Here is a 14,333-nt window from a genome sequence, read left to right as displayed (position 1 = left end):
ATAGGGCAGTGCGCGCCGAGCAAGCCGTTGCACCGTAGCCGCCGAAACGCACCTCTTATCGTTGCTTGTGAGGCCATTCGGCGGCCACGACAGGTTATCGGAGACAGAAGATCAACGGGAACCTGATATGCAAAGAAAACGGATCAGAGAGCTGGAGGGCAAACTATAAGCCGTCTAACAAGGCGTTGCAGCGGAGGCCGCGAAGCGTAATTCTCTTGAGTGCTTGCAATGCCGTCAACGGCCCCGCTGAACGCGGGCGTTAGGCGGCTATCTTGAGCGATGAGGCGATAAAATGTGTAAGCATTGACTAGGCCCCTACATCGTCATATTATTGCGGCATTCAATGGGCCGAATCTTCTGATTGGGAGTGCCAATATGTCTGAAAATGAGCTGAATTACACAGATTCTATAGTATCTCAACCGTTATCAGTTGAGACTTCGCGTGTCCTAAAAGAAACAAAGAAAAGAATCCATCCAATAGTTGTTTACCCTTTTTCGCATCCCCAGAATACGGGCCATTTGAAGGCTTTATACTCTAGACTGAGTGACCTGTGCCATAACCAAAATGGGAATTACTGCACTCCAATAACTGTGCTAAACAGACAGACCGTAGATAGGATTACCCCTCCAAAAATGAATCAGATCGAGGCTAAAGAAGCCAGGGCAAGATTTGATAACTTTCTGGCAACCGAGATTAAGCCACACTCTAAGATCATTGAGGCCTGGTGTGTAGATACTTGTCAGATGTGGTTAACCGGTCTGGGTAGAGCATCTGATGATAACGATGCTCTTGCCGCGGTTTATTGGCTTATCCCTGGGGACTTTGACTATGACAACGTAGAAGGGAAAAAGGTGCTTGCTAAGTTTGAAGAGATTCCTATGTTTGTTTATCAAGGGCGTGAGGTTGATTTAAGTCTGGGGGAAATAAAGGTCCCCTTAAACAGTGCGAAGCAACTCATTGATACATACGGGACCTATGGATTACTTTACAATTGGTTTCCTGCAGAAGCGCAGGGAATAAGACTGATAACCGATAAGCCTCGAACGGAGTTCTTTGCCATTAGCGATTCATACTTAAAATATGTGCTAAGTAAAAGGTGGTACGCTTATGAGCAGACCATCGTCTTATTATTACATGCTATGTCTGGTCAGAATCCGGTTCGCGGAATAAGGAAGGTAGAACTCGGTAAAATACAGGATGAAGACCAGGGCAGGAGTCGTTTGGAAGGTGCTATGCAACAGGTGGAGAGAACTGAAAGAGTCTTGAAGCTTTTCTGGCGTGAACGACACGGCGATGATAGAGCCTGGCGTGAAAGATTTCGAGTATTAGATCGGCAATCTGAACAAGTGAGAGGTGCTGCAATGGTAATCTTCGAGCAGATTCTAGCCTAGAAACCCCTACTTATAGCGCCGCCGCCTAACGCTCGACATGCACCGGAGCCGCCGAAGCGCAGCTCTCATCCTTCCTTCAATGCCGCGCGGCGGCCCGTTGATGTCAAGCGTTAGGCGTCTCGGAGCGCCTCGCTGGCACAATATCCTGACACCCGGAATAACTTTAAACGAGCGGCTTGAGCCCGACCGGGAATGGCAAGGGAAACGGGTCGCGAGACCACACAAGGCAAATGAACAACAGCCGCATGGCAGACCTACTAATCTATGGGAGGGGTATAGTGGCGGGGCATGCCTGAGGCCCCGCCAACTTTAAACATTCTCTACGGCCTGGGCTGAGCGGATGAGTACTGTTGCGCTCACCACCCGTATTTCCAAGTTCCGGTGCCCTTCAAGTATCCCGCCCCCGGGAACCCACCGGGGCAAATTAGGGTGCACACTACGCCGTCCGATTTGTAGAAGACGGCTATGGCTTGTATTGCGGTGAATTCGACTTCGAATCGGGTTTCGCCCAGAAGGTTACTCGGCTGGTTTGTGGCCCCTCCTCCGCCTCCTCCCGCGCCGCCTCCAAGCCCAATCCCCCACCCTGTGCCGTAGAACGACAGCTTGGTCCCGTCCGGGTATTGTATCAGTTCGCTTGTTGAACCCCAGATGGCGGGCTCAGCAATGGTGAGAAGTCTACATGTGACGGCCACGGAGTACTTGGTGAATGACTCCAGGTTATGCGCCGCCGTTTCGGCGTAGGAGCTATTGCGCGTTTTCAGCGCATCGTGAAAAGCCTGTTGCTTCTGGCGAAAAACCTCGCGGGCCTGTTCTTCGATTGCCGGGTTGGCATTGGGTCCTGCGGCTTGGCTCATGGTTTTCTCCTTTATTGAAGTATGATTGTGAGTGACAGCTCACACCCCGATCCGCGCTTCGAAGTTGACCTCCTTGCGCTTGCTGACAGCCCGCTGGCATACCCCCGGGCTTCTCCGATCAGGGCTTCGCTGCATCCGTACGCGAACATACCTTTTTCAAGATAATGCTCGGCCTAGGGATAGTACTCGAATGTAGGGCCAGATTTCTGTCCAATATTAGACACTAATGGAATTAATCTTCCAGAATGCGGAATTCGGGACGCGGAAGCGGATGATCGTCATGCGGCGGCGCATCCTCAAAGCGGCGAGAATTTCTGGCTGAGTTTGCCGCGCCTGGACACGGCGATGGTGCAGATGTTCCTTGATGAGTTTGCCAAAGCGTATGCGTTAGAGTTCCCTGCTATGCGGCAAAGCCGCATAACGCTCGCATTCACCGGGCGCGCGAACGGCACTCGTACCACGTTAAGAAACTCGCTTCGCGCGCTCCGCTGCATGCCATTGTTAGACGCCGACGGTAGCACCACTAATTACCAACAAATCCAGAAACATCTCGAAACCTTACAGACTTCTGAGGAAGAAGATAATGAATCTCATCATATATAAGTAGCGCTCGTTTATAGTCATTCTGCGAAAACCATCCCAGGCCGTCACACATGATCGCTGAAAGCACCGGGGAGGGCATTGAGTTCTGCTTATCCATAATTACATCCTATCACAAGACATTAAGGCGTCTAACGCTCGACATGACCGGGCCGCCGAACGGCGTTGCGAGTAATCATAAGAGCAGTGCGGCGGCGACTCCGGTGCATGTCGAGCGTTAGACGCCGTTGCCTTCGCCTATGCAGCTTTCTTGAGAATGCGCACCGCGAGATATTGCCTGGACGTTACTACTGAATCCGGGTTCTTCCGTACCCATGCCATAGGCACTGAACCACAGTGGTACTGGTGAGGATAACTCGCCGCAGCCATGATAACCCCATACCTCGATGGGGTGCTGAAAATGGCGTAGTAAGTGCCTGGCTTTAGCCTCAACTTAACCTTGACCGACTCATAGGACGTCAGCGTTCGGTCGTTGTCATTCGATAGTTCGTATGAGGCGATCACGGAGGCAACATCCGGTTTGCCATACAATTGCGGGTGAATGCTGACATACACCGGCGGAAACGGCTGACAGCGGTCGGGGTATTGACTTGGATCCAGCCAGCAGCTTTCGACATAGGCGCCGATTTCGGTGATCGTTGTGGGTTTGCTCAGGGTGAATTCAGGGCCCTGGCTATAGTTCTCACATAGGAGCCCACCCGAGCTAGCCGGATGCTCGAAGCGCGTGCTCGTCGGCAGGTTGCCGATTGAGTCGATGACCACATCATTTGACGGCGGGGAAGCATCTCCGCCGTTGGCCTCCCGTTGCTGCGCACTACTCGTTCCAGCGGGCACCGTCATCAGAGGAATAAGCAGCAGCAAAGCGATGTTGCGGAGAATCAAAGGTCTCGTTAGCATGTTGCCACCTCCTGAAAAAGGTTTACCCTGGTAAGTGAAATTGCCCGAGGAAACACTGTTTCTTTCAGCAAGCGGCCTAACCCCCGCGTTCAGCGGGGCCGCGAACGGCAATCAAAGTATGCATGAGAACTGCGCGGCGCGGCCTCCGCTGCAACGCCTTGTTAGACCGCGTCCGTTGGACATCATCTTATTCGTAGGCTACGCTCCGATGACGAACCCCTATTATATCGACTTCTTTCTTGTCGTCATAAATCGCATACACTACTCGATACTCGCCAATCCGGATTCGCCATAGCTTCGTCTCGCCTCGCAGCTTTCGGCACCCTTTTGGCCGTGGCTCTTTCGCCAGCGACTCTATCTTCGGAAAGATTCTTTGGATTAGGCTCGCATTCAAGCATTCCAATTCCTTCCGGGCCGAACGCGCAAAGGTGATTGTATAATCAGCCATTCAGTTTGCTTTGCTTAATCAGGCGTGCCTTAACTGAATCAAGAGTTTCCCTTGGCTCTTTCGCGCGCTTCCGCGCGACCAGGTTATCGTAAACATCTTCCCAGAGATCGCCATACTTGCGGAGGTCAATCTGTACAGCAACCTTTTCGCCTTTGTCATTCGTCACGTATTGAATGCCTTCCATAATCACCCTCGTAAAATTCTTTCCGCCAGATTATACATTATCCGTCGATTTGTTCCGAGTTGACACGATACAGTCAGCGGTCTAAGGCCGCACATCACCGGGCCGCCGAACGGCACGACGAATAACCACGTGAACTGCGCTTCGGCGGCTCCGGTGCATGTCCTTGTTAGACGCCCCTGGCCATATTCAGAACTCTATTTCTCCGGCGCTGGGATATGTTGCCAGCTTATCCTACAGTGATCCCCTTGCTCGATCTCTTCCACTCTGAATAAGACGTAGAAGTCCACGTTGTTATCTTTCACATGCACTAAATACATATATCCGGCTTTCGCCTTCACAAAATGGCTGGTCGTTTTTGCCCACTGCTCGTGGGTATCGGCAGATGAATCTACAGTAATCTCTCGGCGTTCTCCTTCCTTCAGCATCGGCAGTGGCTCAAGCGCTGGTATGTTGAAATACTCTCCCCAGCGATACTCGCCCAGTTCCTTCATCACACTGCGCTGGTCAGGCGTGGTTGTGCCGACCATGAGCCAATCTTCATTACTGATACTTGCAAAGCCATAGCCTAAATCCCAGTCGGTCGAGTGAGGTGGCTTGTTGCTTCCCAGCTTAAAGCTGTAGCAAGCTCTCGTCTCATCATACTGACCGGTGGCTTTATCTTTCGGAGGGTATAATGTCACGGCTTGTGGAGTGGCACTATGAATGCCCTGCTGATACCCGTCGCTTTTAGCACTAATAATCAAGCCACAGAAGGTCAGGGCCAACACGATGCCCGCTTGTCTGAATCTCATAGATAGCTCCTTTCGCGAGGGCGTCTAACGTCTCGCATCAGCGGGGCCGCGAACGGCATTGAAGCACCGATAAGAAGCTTGCTGCGCGGCCTCCGCTGCAACGCCTTGTTAGGCAGCACTGCGGTATAGTCCAGGTACATAGGTAACAGATTAGTCCAGGTACATGGGTGACACTTTTCCGGCATACTGGCTTCTCGAAAGGAGCCTCCCATGCCTTGGAGTCACTCATCACCTATGAGCCAGAAAACTCAGTTCATCGCCGATTTCCTCCGGCAGTCTCATTCCATCACCGAACTCTGCCTCCACTACGGCATCAGCAGAAAAACTGCCTATAAGTGGATCAGCCGCTATCATGACGCCGGCCCCGCTGGCTTGCAAGACCGCTCGCGTAAGCCGAAGTCTTGCCCCCACCAGACCGAAACCGAGTTGGTCGAAGCCCGGCTCGAATCCCGCCGCCGCCACCCCACCTGGGGCGCTAAGAAACTCCTCAAGCTCCTCAGCAAAAGCCAACCCGAGCGCGACTGCCCGGCCCGCTCCACCCTCTGCGACCTGCTTGCCCGCCACGGCCTCATCAAGAAGCCTCGCCAGCGCCGTCACCTCGGCCACCCCGGCAAGCCTTCGACGCTTATCAACGCTCCTGACCAAGTCTGGTGCGCCGACTTCAAGGGCCAGTTCAAAACTCGCGACGGCCTCTACTGCTACCCGCTGACCATCAGCGATGGCTTCTCGCGCTACTTGCTCGCTTGCTAGGGGCTGTTGACCACCGCCTGCGCCGACGCCAAACCTGTTTTTATAAGAGTTTTTCGCGAGTTCGGCCTGCCCGAGCGCATCCGCACCGACAATGGCGTGCCGTTCGCCACCGTCTCACTGGCAAGGCTGTCGTCGCTTTCGGCCTAGTGGATCCGCTTGGGCATCGTGCCGGAGTTGATCGAGCCCGGCAAGCCGCAGCAGAACGGCCGCCACGAGCGCATGCACCGCACGCTGAAGGCTGAAACGACTCGCCCGCCGGCAGCCAATCGGCGTGCTCAGCAACACAAGTTCAATAGCTTTCAAGAAGAATATAATCGGCTCCGCCCCCACGAAGCACTCGACCTGGAGACGCCGGCTTCAGTCTATCAGCCGAGCGTGCGGCCATACCCGGAGAAGCTGCCGAAGCTCGAATATCCTTCGCACTACGAGACGCGTTATGTCAGCTACAACGGTGGCATTCGCTGGAACAGCGACTGGGTGAATGTCAGTCTCTGCTGCGCCGGGGAGTACGTCGGGCTAGAGGAGATTGACAACGGCATCTGGCAGGTCTACTTTGGGCCGGTCAAGCTCGGTCGCCTGGTCGAAGAACAGATGCGCATCGAAGACGCTTCTGGGCAACTGTGGCGACATAAGAAGGACTTGTAACCCATGTGCCCAGACTTTTTTGTTACCTATGTCCCCGGCTACTCACGGTGGCCATACAGCCTTACTTGTAAACGTCTCGCCGGTGCCCAATGTGCAGTATCGTTAAGCTCTGTTGCGGGTCGTTTATCTCATAGATCACTCGATAGTTACCGACCCTTATACGCCACCCTTCTCGCCCACTCAATTTCTTGCACCCTGCTGGCCTGGGGTCTTGGGTAAGGCTCTTTATTGCTTCTTTAATCCGCTCGTATTCTTGTTTCGATAGTTGAGCCAGCTCTTTTTGAGCACGCCGGAGAATCCCTACGCTGTAACTCATTAGTTCCGGCTCTCTATTTCATTGATTGCGTCGTCGAAAGGAATGATTTCATCATTTGCAGCTTTAGCGTCATCATAAGCATTTATAGATTCTAGTTCTTCAAGGGCTTCTAGGATTCTCTGGTACTCTTCAATATCAATAAGTACAGCGACTCGGTTGCCCGTTTCGTCTATAACGTATCGCCCTTTGAGATCAACGCTCATGGTTACCTCCAGGATTGTTTATACCATCAGCCCTTTTGAGCAACAATCTGATTCACGACGCCTGCGGGCGTCTAACGTCTCGCATCAGCGGGTAGTGATGCAAAAGTGTGTTGCTTCCAGTATGTAATCCTACAAAGTCTGCCTTTTTACCCCGCCTCAGACGGTTTTGCCCAAAAAACCCAACCAAAAAGTAGCGGGGTCAACCAAAAAGTCCCCGTGATCAGAATTGCTCACCATTTAGGTGTAAGATAATATCCACACATAATGTCTGATAGTGATTTCGCAAAAAAGATGATGGAAAATGAAGACCTATCGGTTTTCATTATAGCCTACCAGCGCGTAACGGGTTACAAGCTAACCATCGCTGACCCTGGAGAATGCCCCGATTTTATATGTGTTGATGCGGGCGGGCGACGTATAGGCATTGAGCTAACTAAGGTCTATGCTTCAACGCATACAGAACGGACCTTAGAAGGATTTCGAGAAGCCTTTGAGTTGGAACCCGTAACAGGGTATGACCTATGTTGGGGAATTGATGAGGCCGCCTATCATAAAAGCGAAAAAGTAAGAAATGGCTCGTGGAGATTTAAGCGAAATATGCTTGTCTTACAGGTTTATGAGTGCCCTTTAGACGAAGTTGCGCCGTGCTTAGACGACCTAGTTGATGACATAGTATCAAACTCAGTCTTCCAGCAAATATGGGTTGCTGGTTTTTACGAACAAGATGCGTATTCAGAGATTGACTTGTACTGCATTAAACCAGCCCGATTTAGAGGTTATCACTCAAGACCATTCGAGAAGCCTTACGGATAGAGCAATACAGGATTAGGCAAGTTGTTTCAATATGTTCATGCTGGCCTGTGTTCCTTAAATAATGCCTTAAATTTGTCCGGCCCAAACTGTTCGGACAATGTAGGCTCGGTAAACACGCGATAGGCGTATATACCTGCCGTTCCCCGAAAAATCGCCCCGTCGTAGATCGTACCTGCTTTGAAAATGCCGTAGTCTTTAATACATTCTGCTCTAAGGCGACTTTCAGAGCCAAAAACGTCTATAGGACCATACTCTAAGTTGTTGATCACATCATCATTCATAACTCGATTTATACGCGGGGACTCCGCTAAATTCAATCTGTTCCCAGCGGCACTACCCTGCTGCCTTAGCTCATTCACCTCTGCTATAATCCAACCATCCTGTTGACTCGCCTTACATCGGCCTCATGAACCGATGGACAACCGCGCATTCTCTGAGCGCGGCTGGCGAGTCAAGTCAATCAGAGTGCCTGTGCAGAGGAAAGGCATGGCTTATCGGACTCGTCCGCCTGAATCCCGCATTGATATAGTCATTGGCCCGCCTGATGATCCTGAAATTAAAGGACACATTTTCAAGTTAGCAGGATCGCCAAGCGTAAAGGCATTTCTTGCCGGGTTGGGTTGGCAAGAAGATTTTCCAATAGAATGCTGGTACTCGATTGTTTTGAATGGAAAATTTTTCCATACAGAATTTGGGCGATATACAGTTGAGATGATTGGTAGCCAGGTCACTGCCGAAACCGCGAAGAATTGTAGTCCTTGCCATGCCTTGCAATATGCGGGAATATTCTCAGAATCCTACCCTCTGCTACTCTGGCGACAGAGGGTTTTTTACCAAGCCGAAAAGGTTTGGGTTCCGAGCTTGGAAACAACCTTAAGCCCGACATATCCGCAAGTACCTTACGTCGAATCTGTTTGGCATCCTTTTCAACGGACTCAGGAAATCGTCTTGAGTTGTCCCATAAATACACCCAAGAGCATAAGAGACTCATTGCTTAAGAACGGAAAACGGATGCTTCAGCAAATCAAAACAGAAGATATTCCATCTAGTCGCGTTGTAGCCTTTGGCGATGAAACTATTGATCATGCGATTAGAACGATGGCCAAACAACAAATAGATAAGCGTCGCATCGCTAAATTCACAAAGACTGCGTTTTGTTCGGCCTTACCCGCGCCGTTCATTATGACCCCACAGAATCTCTATAACTACATCCCTAAGGAAGACCCTAAATGGCAGCAAATCGAGTCAGACTATTATGAGCGATGCAAGCAAATCAGAGGCGACTCCCAAAAGCTTCAGAAACTTCAGAAGTATCAGAAACCTCAGAAACTTCAATAACTTCAGATGTTGGGGCAGGGTATTTACAGCGAATGCAAGCTGTTATAGGCTGAAGGCGATGATATAAAGCGAAAGCGCCGAAATGATGGTCAGATCATCCGGCGCTAAACCCAAAACTGAAGTTTGCTAATTCAAAACTCGCCCGTTCACTACAATGGGCTATGAGGTGTACGTGTCTACGATAAGGCTAAAACTTTCACCTGTCAAGCACAACTTTCATGCCGCCTCGCATGGGTTGTCGAGTTGCACCATTCGCCGTGATAATCGCATAACGATTATCACGATTCAAATTAACAACGTGACGATCATTATCGAAGTCCCGCCATAGGTAGCGGTTACGAGCGATGCGGGTCACTTCTTGCCCTGTGCGCCGCATTCGTGCGTGACTTGTTCTTTCTGGGTTTATTCCAGTAAGGGGATTTGCAGCTAGGACAAAAGCGCGGCTCTTGTTCAGCATCGCGTGGAATCCATTCGTTGCCGCATCGCTCGCATTTCCAGCCCCATACGGTGATTTTTATCTTGGCCATGCAGACAGTATATGGCCGCAAAATATATTATGTCAAGTAATAGATTTTTCTTGATATTTTATTCGATTTCAGATAATATGCTTGCGTTGTAAGTCGTTTTGAAATCTAAAAGTTAAAGGCTCTAACGGCTGGAACCATTAGAGCCTTTTTGAAAACTAACGCGATTGCTCACGTCAGTCTCCGCCAAAAGACATTGTGAGCCAATCGCCAAAGAAAGGCAAGGCTCACGATGGTCTGTCATAACTGCCAGATTGAAGCTCGCAAGCATGGCAAAGATCGCAAAGGCAATCAGCGATTCTATTGCCCGTCCTGCTCCAAGTCCTTTATCGAGCCGCAAGACAAGCCGCTCGATTCAATGTACCTGCCGATTGAAAAGGCTGGTGTCTGCATATCGCTTCTGATGGAAGGGACTTCCCTTCGCTCTGTCGAACGGCTCACCGGCATTAGCCTCCACACGCTGTTAGACCTTCTGGTTCTTGTTGGCCGCAAGTGCGAAGCGTTCCTTGATAGCCGCATCAAGAACGTTCCGGTTGATGATGTTGAATGCGATGAGCTTTGGTGCTTCGTCGCTATGAAAGAAAAGACTCTCAAAGAGAAAGTCAAATACATGGATAACATTGAATGGGAAGAAGTCGAGAAGCTAGGCGACGCTTACACATTCGTTGGCTTTGAGCGCAATACAAAGCTGGTGTTGGCTTGGCATCTTGGCAGACGCACCGCAGAAGATACATGGGAGTTTTCAAAGAAGCTGGCCCGCGCCACGTCTGATGATTCTTTCCAGATCACCACTGACGGCTTTGCTCCCTACCGTGATGCTATCGTGCGCGCCCTTGAAGGCAGAGGGATTGACTTCGCACAACTCACCAAAGTCTATGCGGCCCCGCGTGACGGCGAAGCCCGTTACTCGCCACCCGTTGTGGTGGACATAGTAACTTCGATCATTCACGGAAACCCTGCACCCGGCAGAATCTGCACAAGCATTGTTGAGAGACAGAATCTCACGATACGCATGCAGATGCGGAGATTCACGCGCTTAACTAACGCTTTCAGCAAGAAGCGGGAAAACCTGAAAGCGGCCCTGGCGCTGTTCTTTGCTTTCTATAACTACTGCCGCAAGCATGGCGGAATCGAGAAGCAAACGCCCGCGATGGCTGCTGGCCTGACTGACCACGTTTGGACTGTGCGAGAGCTTCTGATGGCTCTCTAAGGGGATTTATGACCATAGATCAACTGACCGATATTGCTTATGAAGTCGCCAGCGAGTTAGAGCCAGGGCGCAGCATTGATGTGTTTGACGTAGACGACTCGCACATCATCTTTGAAACCGAGCATGGGCTAAAGCGGGTTTGCGTGGCCTGCGTCAGTGGCTCAGTGAAAGAGCAAATCAAGAGGCAGCTATGCGAATGAATCAGCGAACACACACCAGATCGCCACCAAGAGCATGAGCGCCTTCGGGCGCTTTTGCTTTTTATGTAACTTCCGATTTGCAATCCTTGTGTTTTTGGTTACAATGGCGCGGACAGATATTAAGCCGCCACGAAAGCGGCGCAAGTTACCTTGATTTTGCTTGTCGCTTAGGCTCTGTATCTGAGCAGTAGCAGCAGCCCAAAGACAGCTAGTAGCACTTCGGAGCCTAAACCTTTAGGCACGTCATTCCCCGTCGCTGCGGTTCGCGGATTGTCGCTTCCGTCGCAGATGCAGTCCATGTTGTTACAAGGATCACAGTAACCGCCGCCCACTACGGAGTGTCCGCCCAAAGCTGGAAAGGACAGACAGAGCATGAGCACCGAAACAGCCAAAAGCCTTTTCATAGTTTCCTCCATGCCCGCATTGTATCAACAGCTACTCAGCGGGATTAGTAACTATGAACATCTTGCGGCCCGCATCCTTCGGCAAATCAAAACCGCTCATGCTTTTCGTCAGGTTGAACGGGTTAGAGAGTTTTCAACACTGCTTTGCAGCATTCCGTTTCGAGAATATCAACTTATCGGGCAGTATTATCTTATATGGTGTGACTGCCGAGAAGCGGTATATAAAGCAGAGGCATTAGAAAACCTTGCCGGGCAAACACAGACTTACAAGACGCAAGTTTTATCATCCAGAGCCGGAATTGAAGTTTATCAAGGTAATCTGGAAGTGGCTTTATACTTTTATAATGAAGCTCTGAAAACCTCTCCCACCATCCCTGATTACATCCATATGAAATTAGGAGTCGCTCAAGTGAAGGGCTTTGAAGGCTTCCATCAGTCGGCCCTGAACGATATAGAAAGTCTTATTCCTATAATCCGGTATGCAGAGCCGAAACCGTTTTTTGAAACGCTCAATTCCTACGCAACCGAACTCGGCGCGGTAGGCCGGGTTTATGAAGCTCGTAACATTATGCGCGCTGTCCTTGCTTCGCCGTTTATCTCCGCTTATCCTGAGTGGCGCGAGACAGCGGAGGAACTGAAAGAAGCAAATCGCTCAACCATCGCCGTCAGTACATCGCACTATAACATAGTGACCATGCCAGAGCGGGAAGTGAGCGAGCCGCGCACATTTCAACCCAGACCGGCGCGAGTCTTAGACCTGAGCAAATGGAAAAAGAAGATGGCCAAGAAAGCCAAAGACAAACAGACTGAGCAATTTCTGGAAGACATGAGCTTGCAAGATATGGGCTTCAAGTTGCTCGGACTCATCAGCGACAACCGCATGGATGAAGACCAGATGCGGATTATTTTAACTTTCGTCATGAACCTCCTGTCAGAACCCATCGGGCCACCGGACAAGCCTTCTGCCTAATCACTTCTTGCGCGGCTTGCCTTTCTTTCCCGATTTGCCGTTGGATGGCGGTCGTTTGATATACTCCATGTAATCAAGCAAGGTCTTGCGCTCGTCAGGTGAGAAGTCGAGCCACTGCTGCAATAGGTCAAAGCCGTGCGCCTCACGGATGAGTTTGAGCATTTGATCTAAAAGTAAGCGCCCGTCGATCTGAGGGAATTCACTTGCCGGAATACCCGTCGCCGCCGCAAAGATTTCGTGAGCATTCACGTCGAGTGCCATCGCCAGTTTCTTCACTGTTTGGACAGTCAGGTTGTCAGACCTTCCTTTGCGGAGTCTGCCGATATAGCTATCGGTGAGGCCGGAGCGTTTCGACAGTTCTTTGGGCGTGAGATTTTTCTGGCGCATCAGGCGGTCAAGATATTCTCCGAGCTTCTCCATTCGCTCATTCTACAATCTATTTTCGGGGATGCAAGTTTGCCCTACCTGAAAGACAGGGGTAAGCCGCGCAAGCCTTCATGTAGCTATCACGATAGGTAACAAACCCACCCCTTTCGTGCAACACAGATTTCAGACACGACCTAGAATTTCTTGATGTTGTGAAGGCGTTAGAAGCTGATCCCCACAAGATTATCGAGAAGATCGTGGATTGAGCTGCTTTCTATCTGGTTTCCGGTTTGGTAATCTTTGCAGGCATCGAGGCCCAAGAAGATGAAACCATTTTCTGCCATTATTACTAACATCTATATCGAGCGTTCCTATGCCGCAAACAAGTTGCCCGGTTATCGAATCAGGCCAACACCAAGGCGACTCCGCACCATGGCGTCGTACCCATTTAGGATAGGTTGGCTTATTTGGTTGGTAATTGCGCCTGCGCCCGCTCGTATAGCAACGGCGCAGGATTCCGCTCACGGCACTGCGATTGCCGCAATAATTAGGCCGGGTGAAATTGTTGTGGCTGCTGATAGTAGGGCTGTGGATGGTAACAATCGCCCCGACCCCGAACCTATTTGTAAGATTAGACAAAGTGGTAGCGTTTTTTATGTAGTACATGGCTTCGTTGAGAACAAACCTACTCGTTACGATTTTTTCTCTACTGCCGACACCTCTTTGAATGCTAAGGGTACGACACTTAGTAAGATTGTAACTTTTGAACAGACGGTTAAATCGCAGTTGGAAGCTACCCTGCAAAACATCAAACACAATAATCCAACTAGGTTTGAGGAAATGCGGGTTGATGGGGCTGCCGTTGGAATACTGTTTTTTGGTATTCAGAGGCAGAAAGAACTCTTTTTCTACTATCGGAGATTTCTGATAAGTAACCTCCGTGAAAACGCCGTTGAAGTCGACGTTGAAAGGCATAACTGTCCTGGGAAGGACTGCCCCTTCGGAATCGCTTTGGTTTTCGCGCCTAAAGAAGATTTGGAACAGTTTCAGAGAGAAAATCCATCCTTTTGGAATGGGAACCTGATAGATGCTACTAGAAAATTCGTTCAAAAAGAGATTGACAAAGGCTTGGTTCACATTGGCCCGCCTATTGATATTCTCAGAATAACCAAGCGCGGGGCAGATTGGATTCAGCACAAGCCAGAATGCCCAGATATACAACCATATTGGCAGGCCAAACCGCTGCCAAAACCTGCAAACCCTGGCGGTAAAAAAGGACGACCAAAGGACTTTGTTGAATAAATCGGGATCACGAGCAGGCTAGCGCCTCAACCTTGCGTTTGCCTCACACGCGATAGCTGTCGGGCATGCCGAGCTGCGTCATGCGATTCAAGGCCGCGCACCGCGTCATCGCCTCGGTCGCTTGCG

Annotated in this window: 19 protein-coding genes; 10 read left to right on the top strand and 9 right to left on the bottom strand. The window is 50.5% G+C overall.

Features of this window, described 5'->3' with window-relative positions; translation table 11 throughout:
* Window positions 1-633 precede the first annotated feature (633 nt).
* The gene (locus VJ464_01425) at window positions 634-1,392 is read left to right on the top strand and encodes a hypothetical protein (GenBank protein HKQ03763.1); all 759 of its coding nucleotides are present in this window, start codon (window positions 634-636) and stop codon (window positions 1,390-1,392) included.
* Between the two features lie 356 nt (window positions 1,393-1,748).
* Here the strand turns inward: VJ464_01425 and VJ464_01420 are convergent, their stop codons facing one another.
* The 5 genes from VJ464_01420 to VJ464_01400 form a co-directional block, all read right to left on the bottom strand.
* Window positions 1,749-2,246, bottom strand: a complete 498-nt coding sequence (locus VJ464_01420; GenBank protein HKQ03762.1) for a hypothetical protein — start codon at window positions 2,244-2,246, stop codon at window positions 1,749-1,751.
* A gap of 837 nt (window positions 2,247-3,083) precedes the next feature.
* A complete protein-coding gene (locus VJ464_01415; GenBank protein ID HKQ03761.1) occupies window positions 3,084-3,743 on the bottom strand; it encodes a hypothetical protein in 660 nt (219 codons plus the stop codon).
* A gap of 187 nt (window positions 3,744-3,930) precedes the next feature.
* Window positions 3,931-4,191, bottom strand: coding sequence for a type II toxin-antitoxin system RelE/ParE family toxin (locus VJ464_01410; protein ID HKQ03760.1), 261 nt, complete (start codon window positions 4,189-4,191; stop codon window positions 3,931-3,933).
* Complete coding sequence (locus VJ464_01405) at window positions 4,184-4,375, bottom strand: hypothetical protein (GenBank protein ID HKQ03759.1); 192 nt, start codon at window positions 4,373-4,375, stop codon at window positions 4,184-4,186. Before VJ464_01405 ends, VJ464_01410 begins: the two co-directional genes overlap by 8 nt.
* 194 nt (window positions 4,376-4,569) lie before the next feature.
* On the bottom strand, window positions 4,570-5,166 hold the full coding sequence (locus VJ464_01400) for a hypothetical protein (protein ID HKQ03758.1): 597 nt from the start codon (window positions 5,164-5,166) through the stop codon (window positions 4,570-4,572).
* Between the two features lie 234 nt (window positions 5,167-5,400).
* Here VJ464_01400 and VJ464_01395 point away from each other — a divergent pair, with 234 nt between their 5' ends.
* Genes VJ464_01395 through VJ464_01385 form a run of 3 tightly spaced genes read left to right on the top strand, consistent with a single transcriptional unit; the run spans window position 5,401 to window position 6,561 of the window.
* A complete protein-coding gene (locus VJ464_01395; protein HKQ03757.1) occupies window positions 5,401-5,916 on the top strand; it encodes a helix-turn-helix domain-containing protein in 516 nt (171 codons plus the stop codon).
* A 6-nt stretch (window positions 5,917-5,922) separates the two neighbouring features.
* Window positions 5,923-6,063: a hypothetical protein gene (locus VJ464_01390; protein ID HKQ03756.1), complete on the top strand. Its 141-nt coding sequence runs from the start codon at window positions 5,923-5,925 to the stop codon at window positions 6,061-6,063.
* 18 nt (window positions 6,064-6,081) lie between these two features.
* Window positions 6,082-6,561 (top strand): integrase core domain-containing protein, encoded by a 480-nt coding sequence (locus VJ464_01385; protein HKQ03755.1) that lies wholly within the window; start codon window positions 6,082-6,084, stop codon window positions 6,559-6,561.
* A 61-nt stretch (window positions 6,562-6,622) separates the two neighbouring features.
* Here VJ464_01385 and VJ464_01380 read toward each other — a convergent pair whose 3' ends face one another.
* Together VJ464_01380 and VJ464_01375 are read right to left on the bottom strand one after the other, a co-directional pair.
* Window positions 6,623-6,877: a type II toxin-antitoxin system RelE/ParE family toxin gene (locus VJ464_01380; protein ID HKQ03754.1), complete on the bottom strand. Its 255-nt coding sequence runs from the start codon at window positions 6,875-6,877 to the stop codon at window positions 6,623-6,625.
* Window positions 6,877-7,080 carry a hypothetical protein gene (locus tag VJ464_01375; GenBank protein HKQ03753.1) on the bottom strand — a complete coding sequence of 68 codons (204 nt, stop codon included), beginning with the start codon at window positions 7,078-7,080 and terminating at the stop codon, window positions 6,877-6,879. The genes VJ464_01380 and VJ464_01375 overlap by 1 nt, the downstream gene beginning before the upstream one ends.
* 264 nt (window positions 7,081-7,344) lie before the next feature.
* On the opposite strand from VJ464_01375, the gene VJ464_01370 reads away from it, so the two are divergent.
* Window positions 7,345-7,893 (top strand): hypothetical protein, encoded by a 549-nt coding sequence (locus VJ464_01370; protein ID HKQ03752.1) that lies wholly within the window; start codon window positions 7,345-7,347, stop codon window positions 7,891-7,893.
* A 35-nt stretch (window positions 7,894-7,928) separates the two neighbouring features.
* Here the strand turns inward: VJ464_01370 and VJ464_01365 are convergent, their stop codons facing one another.
* Window positions 7,929-8,174 carry a hypothetical protein gene (locus VJ464_01365; GenBank protein HKQ03751.1) on the bottom strand — a complete coding sequence of 82 codons (246 nt, stop codon included), beginning with the start codon at window positions 8,172-8,174 and terminating at the stop codon, window positions 7,929-7,931.
* A gap of 205 nt (window positions 8,175-8,379) precedes the next feature.
* Here VJ464_01365 and VJ464_01360 point away from each other — a divergent pair, with 205 nt between their 5' ends.
* The 4 genes from VJ464_01360 to VJ464_01345 all read left to right on the top strand — a co-directional run bounded on the left by VJ464_01360 (window position 8,380) and on the right by VJ464_01345 (window position 12,539).
* Window positions 8,380-9,231 carry a hypothetical protein gene (locus tag VJ464_01360; GenBank protein ID HKQ03750.1) on the top strand — a complete coding sequence of 284 codons (852 nt, stop codon included), beginning with the start codon at window positions 8,380-8,382 and terminating at the stop codon, window positions 9,229-9,231.
* 756 nt (window positions 9,232-9,987) lie between these two features.
* Window positions 9,988-10,965 carry an IS1 family transposase gene (locus VJ464_01355; protein ID HKQ03749.1) on the top strand — a complete coding sequence of 326 codons (978 nt, stop codon included), beginning with the start codon at window positions 9,988-9,990 and terminating at the stop codon, window positions 10,963-10,965.
* Between the two features lie 8 nt (window positions 10,966-10,973).
* The gene (locus VJ464_01350) at window positions 10,974-11,165 is read left to right on the top strand and encodes a hypothetical protein (GenBank protein ID HKQ03748.1); all 192 of its coding nucleotides are present in this window, start codon (window positions 10,974-10,976) and stop codon (window positions 11,163-11,165) included.
* 372 nt (window positions 11,166-11,537) lie between these two features.
* Entirely contained in the window at window positions 11,538-12,539 is a 1,002-nt protein-coding gene (locus VJ464_01345; GenBank protein ID HKQ03747.1) for a hypothetical protein, read from the top strand.
* Here VJ464_01345 and VJ464_01340 read toward each other — a convergent pair whose 3' ends face one another.
* On the bottom strand, window positions 12,540-12,959 hold the full coding sequence (locus VJ464_01340; protein ID HKQ03746.1) for a helix-turn-helix transcriptional regulator: 420 nt from the start codon (window positions 12,957-12,959) through the stop codon (window positions 12,540-12,542).
* 270 nt (window positions 12,960-13,229) lie between these two features.
* Here VJ464_01340 and VJ464_01335 point away from each other — a divergent pair, with 270 nt between their 5' ends.
* A complete protein-coding gene (locus VJ464_01335; GenBank protein ID HKQ03745.1) occupies window positions 13,230-14,207 on the top strand; it encodes a hypothetical protein in 978 nt (325 codons plus the stop codon).
* Window positions 14,208-14,333 lie beyond the last annotated feature (126 nt).

The organism is Blastocatellia bacterium, from assembly GCA_035275065.1.
In the GTDB taxonomy this organism is placed as follows: domain Bacteria; phylum Acidobacteriota; class Blastocatellia; order UBA7656; family UBA7656; genus DATENM01.
Note: the sequence above shows the minus strand (reverse complement) of the source record. Positions and strands in the feature narration are given on the sequence as shown.